This window comes from Bariatricus sp. SGI.019 (genome assembly GCF_050315235.1).
In the GTDB taxonomy this organism is placed as follows: Bacteria; Bacillota; Clostridia; order Lachnospirales; family Lachnospiraceae; genus JAFBIX01.
This window is the reverse complement of record NZ_JBNPOQ010000006.1, coordinates 37,799-58,223: the sequence shown is the minus strand read 5'-3', so window position 1 is coordinate 58,223 and position 20,425 is coordinate 37,799. Positions and strand designations below refer to the sequence as shown.

Sequence of the window (20,425 nt, the reverse complement as noted above, 5' to 3'; positions counted from 1 at the left end):
GATTTTCACATTCAATCTGCCAGAAACTCTCTGGCAGACTGAATCCCTTTTACCGCTCACGCTCTTTTTTCTTTTGTTCCGGTTCTATCTCCACTCCTTCTCCATCGTCCAACAGCACCTGGTCTTTCTTATCCATATCCAGAAGTACGTTTAATTCTCCAAGCCTTGCTACCTTTTCTGCCAGTTCTTCTTCCTGTGGAAACTCTTTCTGTGCTTCCTCTTTGGCATTTTCCAACTGTACCTTGAGGTTTTCTAACTCGTCCTGCCACCGTAACATCTTGTCAGGCAGTTCCTGAATCTTATTATCCAGACGGGTAATATTACCATGAATATCTGAACCAAGCGGTACATGATATACTTGTTTTCCATACATGGAAATGATAAATACCTTTTGAAAAGAATCATAAGATAGTTTCATTGGGAAGCCACGATACCTTCCAAGCAGCACCGCTTCTGCTGACTTCATTGCTTTACAGGCTTCTATGATTGCCTGTCCTGCCTCTTTCTTTTCTGTATATACAACATCATGAATCTGCATCGCCGGAAAGGTCTCCCGGTCTGGCGGCGTATTTTCCTTTGCCAATGCAATATCTGATTCGTAATCCGCAATCCGTTGTTCGCACTGTTTGATTTCATTTGGGAAATATCGCACTGCTTTATCTTCCATTTCATACTTCTGGCTGAGAAAACTCTGTTTCAATAACTGAAGCTTTGATACCTGAATATCCAAATCCATCTTCTCTTTTATATACGGATTTCCAACTGCTAAGGCTTTGATTTCTGCATAAGACAGTGCCACTTCATCAATATCCTCCACTGACCTTGCCGGACTTTTACTGGTCATGATTTGAGAGATGAATTTCTGCTTATTCTCTATAATCTGATATAGATAAGCATCGAAAGTTCCTTCTGTAACGTAACGGACAATATCTACTTTCGGATTTTTGTTTCCCTGCCGGACGGTTCGTCCTGCTCTCTGCTCCAAGTCTCTCGGACGCCATGGACAGTCCAGGTCATGGCTTGCAATAATCAAATCCTGCACATTCGTACCGGCTCCCATTTTAAAAGTGCTGCCCATTAAAATACGGACAGCACCTCTTCTTACTTTTGAAAATAATTCTTTTTTTCGTACTTCGGTATTAGCATCATGAATAAATGCAATCTCCTCCGGCGGAATCCCTTTGGCAATCAACTTATCCCTTACATCGTTATAAACACTGAAACTTCCATCTGTTTTCGGGGTAGATAAATCACAAAATACCAACTGCGTCAATCTCTTTTCCTGCCCCTGCTCCCAGAAGTTATAGACTTCCTCTACACACGCATTGACTTTACTCTCTGGATAATCCGGTAACAATTCATTCATCATTCGCTGATCCAGAGCCAGTTTTCTTCCGTCATTGGTAATCAGCAGCATGTTATCTTCAGTGGCATTGACCATTCCATCCCTTACACGCTCCGCACGTTCTCCCAGTTCTGCAACCATGTCACGCTGCATTTCACTTGGTTTTACAGATACAACCCGGTACTCTACTTCCGGTACTGGAAGATTCAACATGTCAGCAGTCTGAATATCTGCCACCTCCCGAAACATCTGCATAAGCTCCGGAAGATTATAAAACTTTGCGAATCTCGTTTTTAGACGGTAGCCTGTCCCTTCCGGGGCAAGCTCGATTGCTGTCACTGTTTCTCCGAAAGTTGATGCCCATGCGTCAAAATGCTGTAGGTTATGCTCCACCAATGTATGATGCTGCAAGTATCTCTGCATGGTATATAGTTCCACCATACTGTTGCTGACTGGTGTTCCTGTAGCGAATACCACACCTTTTCCTCCAGTCAGTTCGTCAAGGTACTGGCATTTCATAAACATATCAGAGGACTTCAACGCTTCTGTCTGGGCAATGCCTGCTACATTTCTCATTTTCGTATATAGATACAAATTCTTGTATCCATCCGCTTCATCAACAAATAAGCGGTCAATTCCCAATTCTTCAAAGTTGATCACCTGGTCTTTTTTACTCTGGTCATTCAGTTTTTCCAGTCGCACAAGCAATGACTTCTTCGTCTTTTCCAACTGCTTGATTGTAAATTTGTTTCCATTCCTTGCTTTTTCCTCTGTAATTCCCTGCACAAGTTCCTCAATCTGACTGCGGATTGTCCTTTGCTGACGTTCAATGCTCAATGGAATACGTTCAAACTGACTATGCCCGATAATTACCGCATCTATATCACTGGTAGCAATTCTGGCACAGAATCTTTTTCGGTTTTTGGTTTCAAAGTCTTTCTTGGTTGCCACCAGTAAATTTGCTGCCGGATAAAGCTGTAACCACTCGGCTGCAAACTGTTCAATGATGTGGTTCGGTACAACAACCATGGACTTGTGACAAAGTCCCAGTCGTTTACTCTCCATTGCAGTCGCAACCATCGTATACGTCTTTCCTGCTCCAACTACATAGGCAAGCAGCGTGTTCCCGCCGTACAGGATTCTTGCAACACCATTTTTCTGATGTTCCCGTAGCCGGATTTCCGGATTCATTCCATAAAAGTTCAGATGACTTCCATCATATTCCCTTGGTCGGATTGCATTGAAATTTTCATTGTAATAATCAGTAAGTCTCTGCCTGCGCTCCGGTTCTTTCCAAATCCAATCCTGAAATGCCTGCTTGATCAGATCTTGTTTTCCCTGTGCTATGGCAGTTTCTTTCTTATTTAGAACAGCTTTTTTCTTTCTGTCATCGTCCTCCACATAATCGTAAATCCGAACGTCTCTTAGATTCAAGGTATCTTCAATAATCCGATACGCACTGACTCTTGTTGTTCCATAGGTATTGTTTGCCTTTACATTCCCCTTATCCAGACTTCTTCCCTCTACCTGCCATTCTCCCGTATATTTAGAAAAATGTACTTTTATTTTCCACTGCATATAATTGGGCGTATTCAATAACTGGAACACAAAATCTTCAACATCACTCTCCGGAAGCCACGTTGTCCCCAGTCGGATATTGATTTCTGAAGCACTTAAATCCTTTGGCTGTACTTTTTGCAAAGCAGTTACATTGACCTGATACCTTACATCTGCCTGTGCCGCAAGTTCTGCCACTTTCAACTTCTCTCTTACATTCCCTGACAAATATTCGTCTTCGGAAACATACTTTGGATTCTCTGTATCACTTTCCGGTAAACGAAAAACAACGCCGGACAACTCCTGTTCCAGTTCTTCTTCTGTTTTCCCGGTCAGTTTCGCCATGAAAGGCATATCCACTTTTGCTTTTTCTGCAAGAGAAATTGACAATGCTTCACTGGCAGTATCCACACTGTTCACTACCTTATGTGCTTTGATTGTCCGCTTAGAAAACATATCCGCTTTCCGTTCCAGTGTTCCGTCTTCTGCAAGAATCTCCAGTGAACTCAGCAATGGATAACTATTATCGTCTGCAAATACACGCATATTGGCACGATCATTTAACAGTCCGTATTTACTGCGGAAGAGATCATACAGACGGTTTAATTCCTTCTGTTGTCCTTCGATTACTGCATCAGAATATCCTTCTGTCTGATACCGGATCAGTTCTCTTGCACAATCCCGGATTGCAATCATACCTTTCACACGATTTACTCCAGTCACCGGAAGTGTTACCGGCTTCATACGACTGTTTTCCCGATAGTAAATCTTTCCATCTACCAATGTGTAAGAATAATTGCTCACCGATGGATCTGCAGGAATCGTATGGTCTTCTTCCTCCACCAGTTCTTCCATTTCTACTTCTTCAATCGTACCCTTTAACGCTTCAACTGCAACTGAAAGAAGTTCTGACAGTTCTCTGCCCTCATACGGTCTGCAAGTACTTCTCATGCCATACGGACCGGATTCCATAACCATTTCTCCCAGTATCATTTCCGGGTGCTGTACATAATAGCGGTTCTGTTCAATGCCGTTGTCATCATAATCCAGATATACCCAGTCCGGTTCCTCCAGTGTCATATGGTCACGCTTCTGAAGGAATAAAATATCCGATGTTACTTTCGTTCCTGCGTTTTTGGTAAAGGTATCATTCGGCAGACGGATTGCACCGATCAGCTCTGCTCTCTGTGCCAGGTATCTTCTGACATATGGATTCTTCTTATCCATGGTTCCTGATGAAGTAATAAATGCAATCACACCGCCCGGTCTTACCTTGTCCAATGTTTTCGCAAAGAAATAATCGTGAATGAAGAAATTGTACCTGTCATATCTGCTGTCAAATACTTTAAACTCCCCAAACGGTACATTGCCGATTGCAACATCGAAAAAACTGTCTGGAAGATTTACTTTCTCATAACCCTCAACCGCTATCTTGGATTTCTGATAAAGTTGTGCAGCAATTCTTCCTGAAACAGAATCCAATTCCACACCATACATCTTACAGTCCGAAAGAGATTCTGGTTTCATACCGATAAAGTTACCGACACCACAACTTGGTTCCAGAATATTTCCACTCTTTAGTCCCATGTTTTCCAGTGCCTGATACATACTCTTGATTACAATCGGCGGAGTATAGAACGCTGTCAGCGTTGATTCTCTTGCAGATTCGTATTCTTCTTCACTTAATACAGTCTGCAATTCCAGATACTCGGCTGCCCATGCGGATTTCTTTGGATCAAATGCATCTGAAAGACCGCCCCAACCAACATATTTTGCCAGTATTTCCTGTTCTTCCGGTGTTGCATAACGATGTTCGTTTTCACATTTCTTCAGAAGTTGAATCGCTGCAATATTTGCCCTGAACTTTTCTTTGGCTGAGCCATACTCCGGCACTTCCTCCATAATCTGATACTGATGTCTGTTCTGCCCGGAAACTTCCGGATACAAATCGTAGCTCTGCGCTTTCTTTGCAGGTTCGCCCTGTTCCCAGGAAGGGGCTAATTCCAAAGTATTTTCTTCTTCGGCTGGTAATTCGCCTGCTTCCAATTCCGCTGCTTCCTGTACCGGAACATATCCTTGTTTCTCGATTGTCTGGAACCACTCATGTGCAAATAGATTCAGTTCTTCTTCCAGCTCCTCATTATATCCGTCATCGCCATAAACTTCATCGTATCTTTGTAATGCGTCCTGCTGATAAGTTCTTGCCTGAAGCGTTTTCCTGTCATTATCATAAGCAAATTCCATATCCGGATCTGCCATGGCATCTCCATTCTGCTCATAGTAATGAGAGATTGCAATAAAGTTGTCACCAACCTGCTCAATCGTAAGGGGCATGAAGCCTGCTCCTGCCTCAAAGGTTTTGGAATCCACTTCTCCCCGTAAAACTTCGCCTGCCATCTTCATCACAAACTGATAATTCTGCTCCGGAATACTCAGCTCTGTCTCTGTTTCTTCTGATGGAACATCTGTCGGCTGTGCCTCTTTTTCTTCTTCGGCTGGTAATTCCGGCAATGGCCGTTTGATTTTCAAATGGTCATTTGCCGGATTCTCACATATCTTACGGTCAAATTCTTCTCTGGATAGTTCTTCGCTAAAAATCGGATATTGCTGATCCCGAAGTACCACTCTCTCTGCTGACAGGAACTCAACTTCATAATCTTTCATTCCTATCGTAACAACAGTATCCTCAGAAATGTCATAATCTGCCGATTCGTTTTCCGATTCTGTTACAGCTCTGTCTGATATTAATTGTTGCTCAGATTCTTCCTGCAAAGGTCTTCCTCTGGCAATTTTTCTTTTTTCATACTCTGGAAATTCTTTCTGTTCCTGCTCTGAAAGATACCTTCCAACAGCAATAAGTTCTCCAACTCTTTTTACGACTACGTTCCATTTCAGTAAAATTTCTGGTGAATCTACTTCATATCCTTTCCGTAGTTTTATTCCTTTACTGTCATAGTTTTCATCAAGTTTTATTCCATTTATATTTAATGTTCTTCCACCTATGCCATATGCACCCTGCAAGAATTTCACATTTTCTGATGTGCTATGTTCCTGTTTAAGATAAGAATAGATATCGTATTTTCCATCTGCAAAATGCGGACCGTCTTGAAGAACCTCATCAATCAGTTCCTGTGAAAAAGAAAAAGCAGGGGATTTTTCCTCTGCCTTCTCTTCTAATATTTGAAGTTGTTCTTCCTCACTTGGAAGTATGTCACTACTCCTATTATTTTCTTCTAATTCTCCAGGATTTCGTTCCTCACGATTTCCTGCGCTCTCTGCCGGATATTGTTCATTCTCCCGATCCACTCCATCTGATCTCTGGCTTTCAGTTCTTCTGTCACGCCCTCGTTCTCTGCCATCTGCTGAATAAGTGTCTCCATTCTGTTCTGTGCTTCTTCCTCCGTCTGAATCAGATGCTGGTTCAATGTTCCCGCTGTCAGAAGATTCAGATACATTCCGTACCGATTCTTCATCAGATATTGTTTTCGGAGATATGCGTACTTCCCAAGGTGAACTTCCTCGCCCTCTGGAATTGTAAGATTCGGCAGGAGATAATCTCCCTGTCTGCTGTATGTGATTGCTGCCATTGTCCTGTCCCCTTTCTGTTGCGATTTCCTGTTTGTTATCCACATTATAATCTGTTGTTTTCTGTTCAACAAATGTGCGTTGCTTCCGTTCCTGTATCTTTAACTTTCGTATTGTGTCCGCAACTTCTCCTAATGCCATTTCTGACATATCACTCGCAGCCACGCCAAAGAGATTGACTAACTCCTTTGTATGAAAGTCCCGAATATTTTGAAAGTCCCTTGTCTCCAGATAAATGTCCGGTTCAATTCCACAACGCAAAAAAAGCATATAAGAAATGCTGTTTGCAAGCAGTTGTTTCATTTTCAACCGGATATTAAACTCATCAATTTCTTCTAACGGACTATCCTTTGTCGCAAGTAGGATATCCGGAAGATAATCTCCAATGTTATCCTCTGCAATATTCAGAGACGCTTCCAGAATCACCATCGCAAACTCTTTTCTGTCTCCGTCCGTCACGCCAAATGTATTTACCAAGGCTTCTTTTACTGGTTCCTGTTGTTCTTCTGCCACACTCCACAAAGAGACCGGACGCACCAGACGCTTATACTTTCCTTCTCTGGTATCGGATACATCAAAATAATATTTTAACTTTAATCTATCGGAACTCTTATCAAATACAGCAATTCCTTTAGAATCCCGTTTTACCCACCGTCCAAACTTTTCATTCCATTTTTCCATAGGAAGTACTGCGGTTGCTTCTGGACGCTGCACATGAATCAAAAGCTGTTCATCAAATGGCAATCGGTAATTTTTACTGGCTGACTGAAGAAAGGCTATCCACTTTTCCGGTGACTCTGTCACTTCCTGCGTTGCTTCCTCATACAGTTTTGTAATGACATCAAATTTCTTTACCACGTACCTTCCTCCTATCGTTCTCTTTCTTTTTGTCTGATTGGATATTTTTCTAAAAACTCCTGCACTGTCCGGCACCCCTTATCTTTATATTTCCAGTCTGTTTTCGCTTCCAGGTCAAGATAACCATTCGCTGGTATTTTTAACCGTTCGCGTGTAAGAACCGAACCCAAATGATTCGCTAAAATGCCTTTTGCAATCTGGACTGGTTCCCACGTTTCATCATCATATCTGACTTCATATAAATATAACCCTTTCGGAACTGTCTCCTGATCCAAACGCATATCGTTAAATAATGCAGGTTTTCCAAACAAACGGATTTCCGTATAATACTCATTCATAACGTCATATCTCATACTGCTCCACCTCCCAAAAAAGTAATCACTTTATTGGCTTTGATTGCTTTCTGCAAATCATTGATCATTCCAATCTCTGCAACCGTAATCCCTTGAATTTCCAAAATCTCGTCCAAGGTCATTGCAGAAATATCTTTTTCCTCTGTAATTCCTGCTTCAAATATCTTATTGATAACTTTTACCGCTTTCTGGTTCACTACCATTCTTTTGTCCTCCTTGCCTGTTTCGCTATGTAAGAGGGTGGTATTTCACCACCCTGTAATCCTTATTCGTCCTCGCTTTCTTCTTTCTTTTCTTCAATCGCCAGTGGTGCTTTCTTCTTTTTTCTTGCATGGATAGCCACCCCACCAACGCCCATTGCAGACAATGCAGCAATGGCTAGCCACAATCCTGCTTTTGCGGTGTCTCCTGTTTTTGGAGGATTGCTTGTCTTTGTAGTAGTACCCGGTGTCTCTGGGGTTGGTGTTTCCGGTACTTCTTTGATGGTTACGGTCTGTCCTTCATCGTTGATATCCTTATGCTCTGTTACCTTTTTCGGTTCTTCCGGATTTGTCATATCATACAGTTCTTCAAAAGTTACAAGCTGCTTTCCTCCAAGAGTGCTGCCGTCGAAAGTAAACTCAACCTGCACTTCCATGTTTTCCTTATCAGCAATAAATTCATAATCATTGGTAACTTCTTTGCCATCAATAATCAGCTTTGCATTTTCTGCCTTAACCATCTGCCAACCAGACAATTTATACTTTGTACCGATTTCCAATCCATCTAAAGTAACTGTATCTACAATCGTCAGATCTTTTCCGGCTTCGATTTCTTTCTTACCGTTCTTATCAGTTGCTGTGGTATGAATCGAAATCTTTCGCTCTGTAATCAGGACCGTCTGTCCTTCATCGTCAATGTCCTTATGCTCTGCAACTTTTACAGGTTCTTCCGGATTCTTCAGGTCATATAATTCTTCAAATGTAACCAGATTCTGTCCGCCAAGTTCTGATGCATCGAACGTATAAGAAATCTCTACTTTCATTTTCTCGCTGTCAGCAACAAAAGTATAATCACTTTCCACACGCTTTCCATCAATGAGCAGTTCAGCATTTTCCTCTTTCAGCATCTGCCAGCCTTTTAACTGGTACTTTCTTCCTTCTTCCAGACCGTCCAGAGTAACTGTATCCACAATCGTTACTTTCTTTCCTGCAACAATTATCTTTTCGCCCGTTTTCTTGTCTGTTGCGGTTGTATGAATGCTAATCTCTTTCTCATACTCATCGGTCAGTGTTCCAAGGTCGATTTTCACTTTATTTCTGCTGACAACAACTTCAAATGCAGGGATCAGCTTCATGCCTTTATTGGATTCACAAGATAATTCCTCAATCTCATAAGTATCATAAAGCAATGCACCTTTGCTATCGTCCGGCTCAGAAGTTCCGAACCAGATACCGTCCTCACTGGATTTTCCTGCATTTGTATTTTTCTTATGAGACGCCCAATCGGAAGCGGTTGAAAACTGACCATTTTTATCTGTCACTACGATATGGCTCTCTCCGGTTGTTTTGCTCGTAATCTTAAAAGGAACATTCGCAAGTCTCTTATGTGTACCTGCTCCAATCTTTACGCCTTCCAGATCTCCACGTTTAATCTGGTTGTAAATGGAATGACTTTCGTCTGTTAAATCCACGATTTTTCCATTTTCTGTAATCGAAAATTCAATCGCTTTTGCCCCGTCAGTCAGATAACCTTCCGGTGCTTTGGTTTCTTCCATTTTGTATTTACCATACGGAAGTAAATCTGCCGTCGTTGTTGCAATTCCGTCAATTCCTGTCTGAATCATCTTAACTGTCTCATTCTTCTTGTACAGTTTTCCTTCTACCAGAACCGGATTCTCGTTCAGAGAAATAATTGCAAATGCTGTATCTTTTAATGTGGCACTTCCCTGTGCTTTGGTATCTTTTGTCTCTAAATCACGTTTCTGAATCTTCACCCCACCTCGGATTACCTGATCAGATACGGAATACTGATTGCTTCCGGAAAGAACTGCAAGTTCTCCGTCCTCTGTGATCTGTGTCAGATACATTCCTTTTATCTGTTCTGTACTGTCTCCTGCCTGCATATAAGCTCCGTCCAGTAAATATCCGTTTGGTGCTTTTGTTTCTTCAACAGTCAGTGTTCCAAGTGGTAATACGCTTTTTTCATTCTGAGTGTAAAATGCATCTCCGGATACTTTGTAGGCATCTGCCAGTTTTGTCACATAATGAATGGTTCCGTCACTGTCTTTTTCTGCTACCGTCTTTGTAACCCAGGTACGTGTTGCTTTCTCCGGTAAGTTGTCTTTTGTATAAAGTCCGTCATAATAATGCCAGGTAAACTCTGCTCCTGCCAGTGCTGCATTTCCCTGTGCAGTTGCTTTTCCTGTCTCCATATCAATCTTGAACAGGTCTACCAATGTTTCTGTCACTTTCGGAACATCTGAAACATTTAATACGGCTGTTTTTCCGGCTTCAACTTTCAGACTGCGTACTGTCGTATCCAGCTTATATCCCTTCGGTGCAGAAAGCTCTTTGATATAAACAGTTCCGGCAGTTACTTCAACCTCATTTGTATCTCCATTTTCGTTTGTTGTAAGTGTTCCAATCTGATTACCACAATTCTGGTCTGAGAATATACCAAAGGTTGCTCCCGCAATGGAATACATCGCATTTCCATTTGTGACTATCTCATTTGCGGTTGTTTTCTTTACCTTTGCATTTCCAACATTCAGTTCTGCCCAAAACTGTCCGATGTCCTGTCCTTCTCCAGTATAGATATATCCACCGCATTTATAGCGTCCCTTATTTGCCTTTACAAATGCTTTCGCTCCAGCATACACTTCATTCTGAATATCCTGAGAAATCTCGGAATATACAGCTCGGACATTATCACACTGCCAACCCAAATGCTCACTTAAACGCTGCCACACAAGGCACTGCTCTAAAAGATATGCCTGATTTGCACTCAGATTACTGTGACTGCCTGTATACTGTTTCATATACTCAAGCGACAATGCCACATCTTCAATCTGATCTGCACTCATGCTGGCACTTGCGTCATGTCTAGTTTTATAGCCATTCTTAAATTTCATGTTGATATTTACACAGTAGGCGGTTTCGCCCTCTACTTTCATATGTCCTTCGTTGAAAGTACTTTTTATTGTTCCGTCGTTCATCAAATGTTCCACATGTCCAACTCTCTCTGCGGACTCTGTCCAATACTGTGTTTCCGCTGCCTGAACCGATGTAATCGGCAATGCAGTTAAAATCGTGGTCAGGGCAAGAATCCCTGTACACACTCGTTTCCATATCTTCTTCATTTTCTACAATTCCTTTCTTTTCAATCCAATAAAAAAAGACGTCCGTCTGAAACGCCTGCTATTGCTTTATTCTGTTTACTTCTTGCTGTCATGCAGGTGTGGGAATCTCTGACCTGCCGAAAGAAAAGATGTTCCCGGCTCCTTATTGTCTTTTCGGCTGGTAATCTGCTGGTAAACCAAAGGGGTAGGGTGTGGGGAGGGGAAAACAGGAAAATGCTGATTTCTCATTGACTGCCAACGGATAGACTGCTCCCTTGGTGTCAAATTGCTTATCGTTCCCTGCTTTTTTCCCGTCTTCGGTATAATTCCAGTGCTTTGATGATAGTTTCTTCCATTTTCTGCTGTGTAGTTCCCGATGGAAAATATTTCTTCAGTCGATTCTTCGGAATTTTCCATTGCTCTACCTGATTTGGCTTTTCTTCTGACATAATCGACAGTAACACATCTTCATTCAATCTGCCTTCTGCGGAAAATTTGCGTATTTTGATTGCCTGTGCATGACTTGGAGTGCAATCTTCCGATTCCATGGTATCGTACAATATCTCCTGTTCTTCTTTTGGCAAATAAGACAGCTCCACCGCCGGACGCATGGCAATTTTCTTGTTATCGACCATATCAAGAATTTCCGGTATCAAGTAGGTTAATCGAATATATCTTCTTATTTGGTCTTTACTTTCTCCAACCTCCTCACCCAATAATTCATCAGAACGTTTCCCTTTCAACTTTGTCGCCAATGGCGACGAAGTTAAATCAGTTCTTTGTCCCTGTCTTTTCATGACATCTAACTTCATTTTGTAAGCAAATGCTTTTTCTGATGGTAATATTTCTTCCCTTTGAAGATTGCTGTCAACCATGACAATAACTGCTTCGTCATCACTGAGATTTCTTACAATACAAGGGATATTTTCTAACCCTGCCAGTTCACTTGCCATTTTTCTACGGTGTCCAGAAATCATTTCATACCCACCTGTTGGCTTCTCTCTGACAAGAGCAGGAACCAATACACCATGTTCACGAACACTTTCGATAGTCTCCACCATCTTAGCATCCATTCTTACCTTAAATGGGTGATTAGGAAAATCAGTAATCTCAAAAAGAGAAATATTTTTTACATATTCCTGATTCTTATGGTCCCTTTCTTCCTGAGTGGTAAAAAGGTCATCGGCTGAGGGAAGATTCATGTTTATTTCTCTGCTTTTCGCCACATTGAATCACCTCCCTCGTAAATTCTGCATATGCCTTTGCAACAGTTCCATTCTTGTCATACTCATAAATGCTCTGTCCTGCTGCACTGCTTTCTGCTGCTGTGATAGCCACTGGAATAATCGTTTTGAAAATCCGAATATGCTTTCCATAATTCTCTCTAAGGCTATCCTCTGTTGTCTTTGCAAGTTTTGTCCGCATATCTGCAAGTGTCAGCAATACTCCATCAATCTTCAGATTAGGATTTAGCTGTCTTTGTACCTTACCAATTGTTTTCATTAACTGTGTCATGCCCTTTAGTGGAAGATAATGAGCCTGCACTGGAACAATTACACTGTCTGCGGCAGCTAATGCATTGATTGTCAGCATACCAAGACTAGGCATACAATCAATCAGGATATAATCATAATCTTTTTTCAAATTTGCCAGATACAGCTTTAATGTCTGCTCTCTGCTCATGGCATTTACCAGTGATATTTCCATACCCGATAACTCAATGTTGGTCGGAACAATATCTACTCCTTCTTTATGATGCAAAATGCCTTCATTATACACAAATGGTTCGTCTTGTAATATCTTCTTCATTTGCGTTTCCAGTGTAATCGGAAGACTGTCTGCATTCGTCCAACCCAATGCAGTTGTTAAATCTCCCTGTGGATCAGCATCAACCAATAATACTTTTCGCCCCTGATGTGCAAGACCAATTCCAAGATTTAATGTAGTTGTAGTCTTTGCGGTTCCTCCCTTCTGATTTGCAAGGGCGATTACTTTACACTTGGTCATATGGTTTCCTCCTTCCTCGAAAAATTTAATAGCCAATCCTTTTTACGGGACTGGCTATGTATAAAAGTGGGCATAGAAAAACCGACTGATTCTTAGTGAACCAATCGGCTATGTACATTTAATATGGATTACACATTTTATTTATAAAAGCTCCTATAAATGCCGTTAATGAATATACTCTCTTATCCGTTTCTTTTTCATATATATAACATAATTTTGCTTTTCCTTCAGATGTAAATTGAAGATATGGATTTATTTCATTTAATACGTTTTGTAATTCTGGTTCTAATGCTTTTAAAAGTTCTTTATGCATAGATGTAAATATTTTTTCAAATCCTAACATTAATTCATATAAATCAATTTTTTCATTATCATCACGCATTTTCTGCAACTCTGTAATAATCTTTTTTTGCAATCTGCTCGAATTTTGTAACAAATTTTCTGGTTCAATATATATATACATTTCCAATTTTCCAGGCCAAAACTCTATTTTTGTAATCGCCATTTCACAATGAGTCATATAAATCCGAAGATTATACATCATTCGATACTCAAAATATTTATCATAATATTTTTTCTTAATGGGTTCAAAAATTTTTTTATAATGGCTTTCATAATATTCAATCCATGCATAAAAAGTGCCTAATACATTGTATGTATATCGATTAATTGTATCAATTGAATACTTATCTTGCATCTTTATTGTAGGCAAAAACGCAAGTAACTCTTTTATATTATCTCTAACTACAACATAATAATCTTTACTCAACATAGATATTTGAAGTTGTTTTATATTAGACATAATAGTTTCATATTCTTCCTCCGATATTTCAGCTACAATTGTTTTAATTGTTGTATCATTATTAACAGCAATAATTTTATATTTCATTTTTTCTCCATTTCTACTACAAATAGTTTTCATCTATCTCTATTATAATCTGTATATTTAATTTCATCAATTGAAAAATATTTTCATAACAACTTACAAAATGTTAAGACATCTCATATTATCATACACCAAAAGTTGGGGAACTACGCTATCCCCCAATAAAATAAAACAAGCAATCTTCGCCCTTTTATTTCAGAAGAATGAGGCAAAGTTTCATACTCCAGTTGGGGAATTGAAATTCCCCAACTCACTCCCCAACTTTTACCCAATTCCATGCATAAATAGCGATAATTTACGATAAGTCAAAATTTATTCCCCAATACGCAAAAAAACCTTGAATTATCCCATTTTCATAGGAAATTCAAGGTTTTTCGTTGATTTACATGATAATCATACGGTTCAAATTCTTATGCGAACTGTAAGATTATGCGTTCATCTGAGCTGCAACTTCTGCTGCAAAGTCTTCATTCTTCTTCTCAAGACCTTCCCCTGTCTCGAAACGAACGAATTTCTTAAGTGTTACATTTGCACCATTCTCTTTTGCAACTTTTTCTACGTACTTGCCAACTGTAAGGTCGCCATCCTGTACATATACCTGATCAAGCAGGCAGATCTCTTTCATCTCTTTGTTGAGACGTCCGATAATCATCTTCTCAATAATGTTATCCGGCTTCGGTTTCTTGCTCTCCTCGTTCTCTTTCTTAGCCTGTGCAAGCAGGATCTCTTTCTCATGCTCAAGATAATCTGCCGGAACTTCTTCACGAGACACATACTTTGGAGACATAGCTGCTACCTGCATAGCTACATTCTTTAAGCAAAGTTTGATTTCGTCATTAACAACATCTGTATCAGCCTCTACCAGAACACCGATACGTCCACCACCGTGGATGTAAGAAACTACACATCCATCTGTAGCAACTTTTTCAAATCTTCTGATATTCAGATTCTCTCCAATTACGGAAATCTTAGCTGTCAAAGCATCTTTTACAGTCATAGATGTATCTTCATTCCAAGCTTCTGCCATGAATGCGTCCATATCAGCAGATTCTGTAGCGATTGCCTGATTAACAACAGCTTTAACGAATCCCTGGAACTCTGCATTCTTAGCAACGAAGTCTGTCTCAGAGTTAACTTCTACGATTGCTGCAACCTTGTCATCTTTTACGTCAGCCATAACAATACCTTCAGCTGCGATACGTCCAGCCTTCTTCTCAGCTTTAGCCTGTCCGTTCTTTCTTAAGTATTCTACAGCTGCATCCATATTACCGTCTGTTTCGTTAAGAGCTTTTTTACAGTCCATCATTCCTGCGCCTGTCATCTCTCTTAATTCTTTTACCATCTTAGCTGTAACTGCCATGATTATTTCCTCCATTTTATCATCTTATAAAATGTATCACCCGATACAAAAAATCAGATTACTCTTCTACTGCTTCCTCAACTGCTTCTTCTACTTCTTCGTATACTTCGTCTTCACCAGTCATTCCCTGGTTTGCTTCGATAACAGCATCTGCCATCTTAGATACGATTAATTTTACTGCACGGATTGCATCATCGTTTCCTGGGATTACATAATCCAGTTCTTCTGGATCACAGTTTGTATCTGCGATTCCGATAAGTGGAATACCAAGTGTATGTGCTTCCTGTACACAGATCTTTTCCTTCTTAGGATCTACTACAAAGATTGCATCTGGAAGTTTCTTCATATCTTTGATTCCACCAAGGTTCTTCTCAAGCTTCTCCCATTCTTTCTTTAACTGGATAACTTCTTTCTTAGGCAGTACATCAAATGTTCCGTCTTCGGACATTCTCTCGATTTCTTTCAGACGTGCAATTCTGCTCTTGATTGTCTTGAAGTTTGTAAGCATACCTCCAAGCCATCTCTCATTTACAAAATACATTCCACAACGTTCAGCCTCTGTCTTGATAGCATCCTGAGCCTGTTTCTTTGTTCCTACAAACAGGATTGTGCCACCATCTGCTGCGATATCAGATACCGCCTGATATGCTTCATCTACTTTTCCTACAGACTTCTGTAAGTCGATAATATAGATACCATTTCTCTCTGTGTAGATGTATGGAGCCATCTTAGGATTCCATCTTCTTGTCTGATGTCCAAAGTGAACACCTGCTTCTAAAAGTTGCTTCATTGAAATAACGCTCATATTTCTTTCCTCCATTTGGTTTTGTTACTTCCGCATATGTGTAAGTCCTTGAAACCGGCTTATTATCAAGCTTTGGCACCATCTTGGACAAACAAATGCGTGATTTTTTGCGACTTTTTTATGATAGCATAAAAGCCCTGCAAATGCAAGGCTTTTTTCTCATTACCATGTGATCTCATTAACTTATATTTCACAATGTATTACCAGAATCTTCTTACTGCCAGAACCGTCCTGTAATTAGCTGGCGATGTCGTTTTAATACCACCGACCGGATATGGATTACTATTTGACGCGTGAACTACAGTATTATTTCCTATATAAATTGCCACATGCTGGCTATAACAGATTACATCTCCAGGAAGCATCTCAGAATAACTTACCGCTTTTCCAGCAACCTGAATGGAATCCGTAGTTCTTGGAGTATATATTCCAAACAATGCATGTATCTCTTTTACAAAGCCCGAACAATCAATACCATTTGTCAGACTGTTGCCACCATAGACATATTTATTACCAATATACTGACATGCCTTGTTGGCAATCTGCTGTCCCAAAGCTACATTGCTTGGTTTCGAAGTCGTCGTCGAGCCGCTTCCGGTACTTCCAGACGTTCCCCCAGAAGGTTTACTGGTATTCGTATTATTCGAACTACTTACAGAAGAATTAGAATTTCCTGTAGAAGTACTTGTACCGCCAGTCGGGTTGGATGGCTGAGAAGCAGGTTTTGATACTGATGCATTACCGCCTCCCTGCTCTGCCGCAGCAACCACATTCTCTGTTGCCTGCGTCAACTGCTGTACTTCCGCCGCCGCCTGCGCTTTTGCACTCTCCAGTTGACTGTCAAAATCTGCAATCCGGCTTCTCATATCCGCCAGCGTTGTTTCAAGTCCTGCCTGCTGCGTGCTCAAATCAGCTGCCATTGCCTCCATATCTGCCTGTCCAGCTTCCAATTCTACTTTCAGGTTCTCAACTTCCTGCTTTGTATCTATATACTCTTGTAACTGCTTTCTGTCATAACTATGTACATTCTGAATATATTCTGCCTTATTCACCAACTCAGAGAAAGACCTGGACGTTATCAGGGCTTCTAGAAGTGAATCATCACTTTCTTCGTATATATACTGAATCCGAAGCTTCATATCTTCATATTGTGCTTTCTCTTTTGCTTCGGCTTCCTGAAGATCTGTCTCTGCCTGTACAATTCTCTGGCTTTGATTCTCTATATCCTGCTGTAACGCATTAAAATTAACCAAAAGACTGACCAGTTGACTCTGAATATCTCCTGCCTGATCTTCCAATTCACTTTTTTGTATTTCCAGCGCCTGCACTTCATCGTTAGGTTCTGCCATAACAGGCATTACAACTAAAGAACTCATCACAAGAACCGTGATGAGTGTCTGCACATATCTTTTCTTCATACTCTCACCCGTCCTATTAATTATTATCCGCACAAACAAAGGCTCCCTCTTTGTCTATACATACTATTCTCCCTGAGATATCTTAAGGTCAGAATACTACATTATGTGTCAATTTTCAATTATTTTATCAAAAATCCCAAAAATTTACAGCTCAGTTAAAAAATGAGCTGTAAATTAATCTTTATTAATTCGAATATTATCTGCGAACATATACCATACCAGCCTGAACCGGTCCAATCTTAACAACATCTCCTGTATGTGGAGCATGAATCATCTGACCACCTCCAATATAGATACCACAATGGGTAGCTGATGTTACTACATCTCCCGGCTGCGGATTACTTACTCTTGTCCATCCCATGAAAGTCATTGTCGTTCCGATACGAGTATAACTTCCAGTCAGGCAATAGCTTACGAAACCAGAGCAATCAAAACTATTCGGTCCACAAGCTCCCCAAGAATATGGTTTACCAAGCTGGCTGTATGCTCTACTTACAACAGTGCCTCCATTTACGCTTGGTGGCACATTCGATGAACCAGAATTACTTGAACCAGTATTTGTATTGCCTGTGTTCGTATTGCCTGTGTTCGTATTTCCTGTATTCGTATTATTCGCTGCCTGCTGAGCCTGCAATTGTGCCTGACGCTGTGCCTCAGCTTCTCTGGCTGCCGCCGCTTCAGCCGCTTCCTGAATCCGTGCATCAAGATCAGAAACTTCTGCCTGCTTAGAAGCAATCACTGTATTCAGCTCTTCTTCTTGTTCTTCATACTCTACCTGCATAGATTCCATTTTTTGCTGGTCTTCTTCCAGAGTTGTCTTCAGATCTGCAATCTCTTGCTTTGTCTCTACGTATTCCTGTAACTGATTTCTATCATATGTATGCACATTCTGTACATATTCAGCTTTATTTACCAGATCAGAAAAATCTTCGGATGTTACAAGTGTCTCAAGTGCTGTAGAATTTCCCTCTTCATACATGAACTTAATACGCTTTTTCATCGCCTCGTACTGTTCCTGCTCTTTTTCCTCTGCCGCCTCCAGATCTTTCTCTGCCTGACTGATCTCTTCACCTTTCGAGATCAGATCTTCTTCCAGATCGCTAAGCTTTGTCATAATACTGTTCAATTCATCCTGCAGAGACTTCACTTCGCTCTCCTTCGCAGCTTTATCTTCCTTCAGATCATCTACCGAAGGAGCAGCCATAACCGGCATTGCAATCATAGAACTTGCAACCACAACAGCTAACAGTCTTGTTCCAAATTTCTTCATAAATCTTATCATCCTTTAACTTATTTTTATACTCTTTTACCCTTATTAACATAGATAATCCTATATCTGGAACCAATTATACCTTAATACGATATTTTTTGCAATATTTTTTAACATTTTTGTAACATCTTAAGAAATATCTTTGAGAACTAACAAGGTATTTACTGTATATTCATATTTGTATATCCCATCAGACTAATATCAACTTCTTGTGCTGCCTCCCGGCCTTCCCGGATTGCCCACACGACCAGCGACTGACCTCTGTGCATATCTCCTGCTGTAAATACATCCTTCATGTTCGTGTGATATTCTCCTGTTGGTGTTGCAACATTCGTTCTTTCGTTTACATTTACACCAAATGCCTTGGTAACGTAACTTTCACTTCCCAGGAACCCGGCTGCGATCAGCACCAAATCTACATCGACAGTATATTCACTTCCTGCTACCTCTGCCATCATCGTTCGGCCCGTCTTTTCATCTTTTTTAGACTCCAGTTTTACAAGAACTGCTTTACATACATTGCCATCTTTGTCTTTCTTGAATTCTTTTACAGTGGTCTGGTATTCTCTGGGATCTTTTCCAAATACAGCGATTGCTTCTTGCTGACCATAGTCTGTCTTGCAGATTCTCGGCCATTCCGGCCATGGATTCATCTCTGTACGTTCATCTGGTGCCTTTGGCATCATCTCTAATTGAAGGACTGATTTGGCACCATGACGCATCGAAGTACCAACACAGTCATTTCCAGTATCACCTCCACCTATGACCATAACTTTCTTGCCCTTTGCAGAGATATAAGTTCCATCTTTTAGCTGCATCTTATTCGCCCAGAGAGCCTTTGTTGTTGACTTCAGGAAATCTACTGCAAAGTAGATGCCTTTTGCATCTCGCCCCGGAACCTTGATGTCTCTTGGATTTGATGCTCCACAACAGAGGATGACCCTGTCAAATTCTTTCAATAATGTTGACGCCTTCTTATCTTTTCCGATATTACATCCTGTTACAAAAGTAATACCTTCTTCTTCCATAATCGCAATCTTACGGTCAATAATCTGTTTCTCCAACTTCATATTAGGGATACCGTAACGAAGCAGGCCCCCAACTTTGTCTTCACGTTCATAGACAGTAACACTGTGGCCTCTGCGATTCAGCATATCTGCAGCCGCAAGTCCGGATGGCCCTGAACCTACGATTGCCACTTTCTTTCCAGTACGCACTTTCACTGGTTTTGCCGACGCATATCCTTGTTCATATGCATTTTCAATAATTCCATATTCATTGGCTTTCGTTGATACAGAATCTCCATTCAGGCTGCAGGTACATGCTGCCTCACATAAGGCCGGACACACACGTGAAGTAAATTCTGGAAAATTATTCGTTTTTTTCAAACGATGGTATGCTTCCTCCCAATTCCCATGATAAATCAAATCATTCCACTCCGGTACCAGATTATGCAGCGGACACCCACTGGCCATCCCTGCGATCATCTGTCCCGCCTGACAAAATGGCACACCACAAGCCATACACCTTGCTCCCTGACGTTCCTGTTCTTCTCTGGACAGAGGGGTGTGGAATTCGTTAAAATGCTTGATTCTCTCTTTTGGTTCTTCAGCTATCTTATCCTGTCTTTCATAATCCATAAATCCTGTTGCTTTTCCCACT

Annotated in this window: 13 protein-coding genes; all 13 read right to left on the bottom strand. The window is 40.7% G+C overall.

The window, feature by feature from the left end; genetic code table 11:
* Nucleotides 1–49: 49 nt before the first annotated feature.
* The 13 genes from ACQRD1_RS05030 to ACQRD1_RS04970 all read right to left on the bottom strand — a co-directional run bounded on the left by ACQRD1_RS05030 (nt 50) and on the right by ACQRD1_RS04970 (nt 20,424).
* Complete coding sequence (locus ACQRD1_RS05030; protein ID WP_427786999.1) at nt 50–5,566, bottom strand: DUF6908 domain-containing protein; 5,517 nt, start codon at nt 5,564–5,566, stop codon at nt 50–52.
* A gap of 569 nt (nt 5,567–6,135) precedes the next feature.
* Entirely contained in the window at nt 6,136–6,489 is a 354-nt protein-coding gene (locus ACQRD1_RS05025; RefSeq protein ID WP_081472153.1) for a TnpV protein, read from the bottom strand.
* An 867-nt stretch (nt 6,490–7,356) separates the two neighbouring features.
* Complete coding sequence (locus tag ACQRD1_RS05020; RefSeq protein ID WP_005340070.1) at nt 7,357–7,698, bottom strand: LPD28 domain-containing protein; 342 nt, start codon at nt 7,696–7,698, stop codon at nt 7,357–7,359.
* Nucleotides 7,695–7,901: a hypothetical protein gene (locus tag ACQRD1_RS05015; protein ID WP_129900414.1), complete on the bottom strand. Its 207-nt coding sequence runs from the start codon at nt 7,899–7,901 to the stop codon at nt 7,695–7,697. Before ACQRD1_RS05015 ends, ACQRD1_RS05020 begins: the two co-directional genes overlap by 4 nt.
* 62 nt (nt 7,902–7,963) lie before the next feature.
* Nucleotides 7,964–11,038: a VaFE repeat-containing surface-anchored protein gene (locus tag ACQRD1_RS05010; protein WP_235232908.1), complete on the bottom strand. Its 3,075-nt coding sequence runs from the start codon at nt 11,036–11,038 to the stop codon at nt 7,964–7,966.
* Nucleotides 11,039–11,307: 269 nt separating this feature from the next.
* Nucleotides 11,308–12,243 carry a ParB/RepB/Spo0J family partition protein gene (locus ACQRD1_RS05005; protein WP_235232907.1) on the bottom strand — a complete coding sequence of 312 codons (936 nt, stop codon included), beginning with the start codon at nt 12,241–12,243 and terminating at the stop codon, nt 11,308–11,310.
* Complete coding sequence (locus ACQRD1_RS05000; RefSeq protein WP_105309246.1) at nt 12,197–13,024, bottom strand: ParA family protein; 828 nt, start codon at nt 13,022–13,024, stop codon at nt 12,197–12,199. The genes ACQRD1_RS05005 and ACQRD1_RS05000 overlap by 47 nt, the downstream gene beginning before the upstream one ends.
* A gap of 118 nt (nt 13,025–13,142) precedes the next feature.
* Nucleotides 13,143–13,913 carry a hypothetical protein gene (locus tag ACQRD1_RS04995; protein WP_005340077.1) on the bottom strand — a complete coding sequence of 257 codons (771 nt, stop codon included), beginning with the start codon at nt 13,911–13,913 and terminating at the stop codon, nt 13,143–13,145.
* Between the two features lie 424 nt (nt 13,914–14,337).
* Nucleotides 14,338–15,270, bottom strand: a complete 933-nt coding sequence (gene tsf / locus ACQRD1_RS04990; RefSeq protein ID WP_347376641.1) for a translation elongation factor Ts — start codon at nt 15,268–15,270, stop codon at nt 14,338–14,340.
* Nucleotides 15,271–15,328: 58 nt separating this feature from the next.
* Nucleotides 15,329–16,075: a 30S ribosomal protein S2 gene (rpsB, locus tag ACQRD1_RS04985; protein WP_235232899.1), complete on the bottom strand. Its 747-nt coding sequence runs from the start codon at nt 16,073–16,075 to the stop codon at nt 15,329–15,331.
* A 200-nt stretch (nt 16,076–16,275) separates the two neighbouring features.
* Nucleotides 16,276–17,493, bottom strand: coding sequence for a C40 family peptidase (locus ACQRD1_RS04980; RefSeq protein WP_235232898.1), 1,218 nt, complete (start codon nt 17,491–17,493; stop codon nt 16,276–16,278).
* A gap of 196 nt (nt 17,494–17,689) precedes the next feature.
* Nucleotides 17,690–18,763, bottom strand: coding sequence for a coiled-coil domain-containing protein (locus ACQRD1_RS04975; RefSeq protein WP_235232897.1), 1,074 nt, complete (start codon nt 18,761–18,763; stop codon nt 17,690–17,692).
* A gap of 161 nt (nt 18,764–18,924) precedes the next feature.
* Nucleotides 18,925–20,424 carry a glutamate synthase subunit beta gene (locus tag ACQRD1_RS04970; protein WP_427786985.1) on the bottom strand — a complete coding sequence of 500 codons (1,500 nt, stop codon included), beginning with the start codon at nt 20,422–20,424 and terminating at the stop codon, nt 18,925–18,927.
* Nucleotide 20,425: the final 1 nt, after the last annotated feature.

Bases quoted from the DNA above. Each gene is read 5' to 3' on its own strand.
- ACQRD1_RS05030 (WP_427786999.1), bottom strand. From the start codon at position 5,566: ATGAAAGATTATGAAGTTGAGTTCCTGTCAGCAGAGAGAGTGGTACTT.
- ACQRD1_RS05025 (WP_081472153.1), bottom strand. From the start codon at position 6,489: ATGGCAGCAATCACATACAGCAGACAGGGAGATTATCTCCTGCCGAAT.
- ACQRD1_RS05020 (WP_005340070.1), bottom strand. From the start codon at position 7,698: ATGAGATATGACGTTATGAATGAGTATTATACGGAAATCCGTTTGTTT.
- ACQRD1_RS05015 (WP_129900414.1), bottom strand. From the start codon at position 7,901: ATGGTAGTGAACCAGAAAGCGGTAAAAGTTATCAATAAGATATTTGAA.
- ACQRD1_RS05010 (WP_235232908.1), bottom strand. From the start codon at position 11,038: ATGAAGAAGATATGGAAACGAGTGTGTACAGGGATTCTTGCCCTGACC.
- ACQRD1_RS05000 (WP_105309246.1), bottom strand. From the start codon at position 13,024: ATGACCAAGTGTAAAGTAATCGCCCTTGCAAATCAGAAGGGAGGAACC.
- ACQRD1_RS04995 (WP_005340077.1), bottom strand. From the start codon at position 13,913: ATGAAATATAAAATTATTGCTGTTAATAATGATACAACAATTAAAACA.
- tsf (WP_347376641.1), bottom strand. From the start codon at position 15,270: ATGGCAGTTACAGCTAAGATGGTAAAAGAATTAAGAGAGATGACAGGC.
- rpsB (WP_235232899.1), bottom strand. From the start codon at position 16,075: ATGAGCGTTATTTCAATGAAGCAACTTTTAGAAGCAGGTGTTCACTTT.
- ACQRD1_RS04980 (WP_235232898.1), bottom strand. From the start codon at position 17,493: ATGAAGAAAAGATATGTGCAGACACTCATCACGGTTCTTGTGATGAGT.
- ACQRD1_RS04975 (WP_235232897.1), bottom strand. From the start codon at position 18,763: ATGAAGAAATTTGGAACAAGACTGTTAGCTGTTGTGGTTGCAAGTTCT.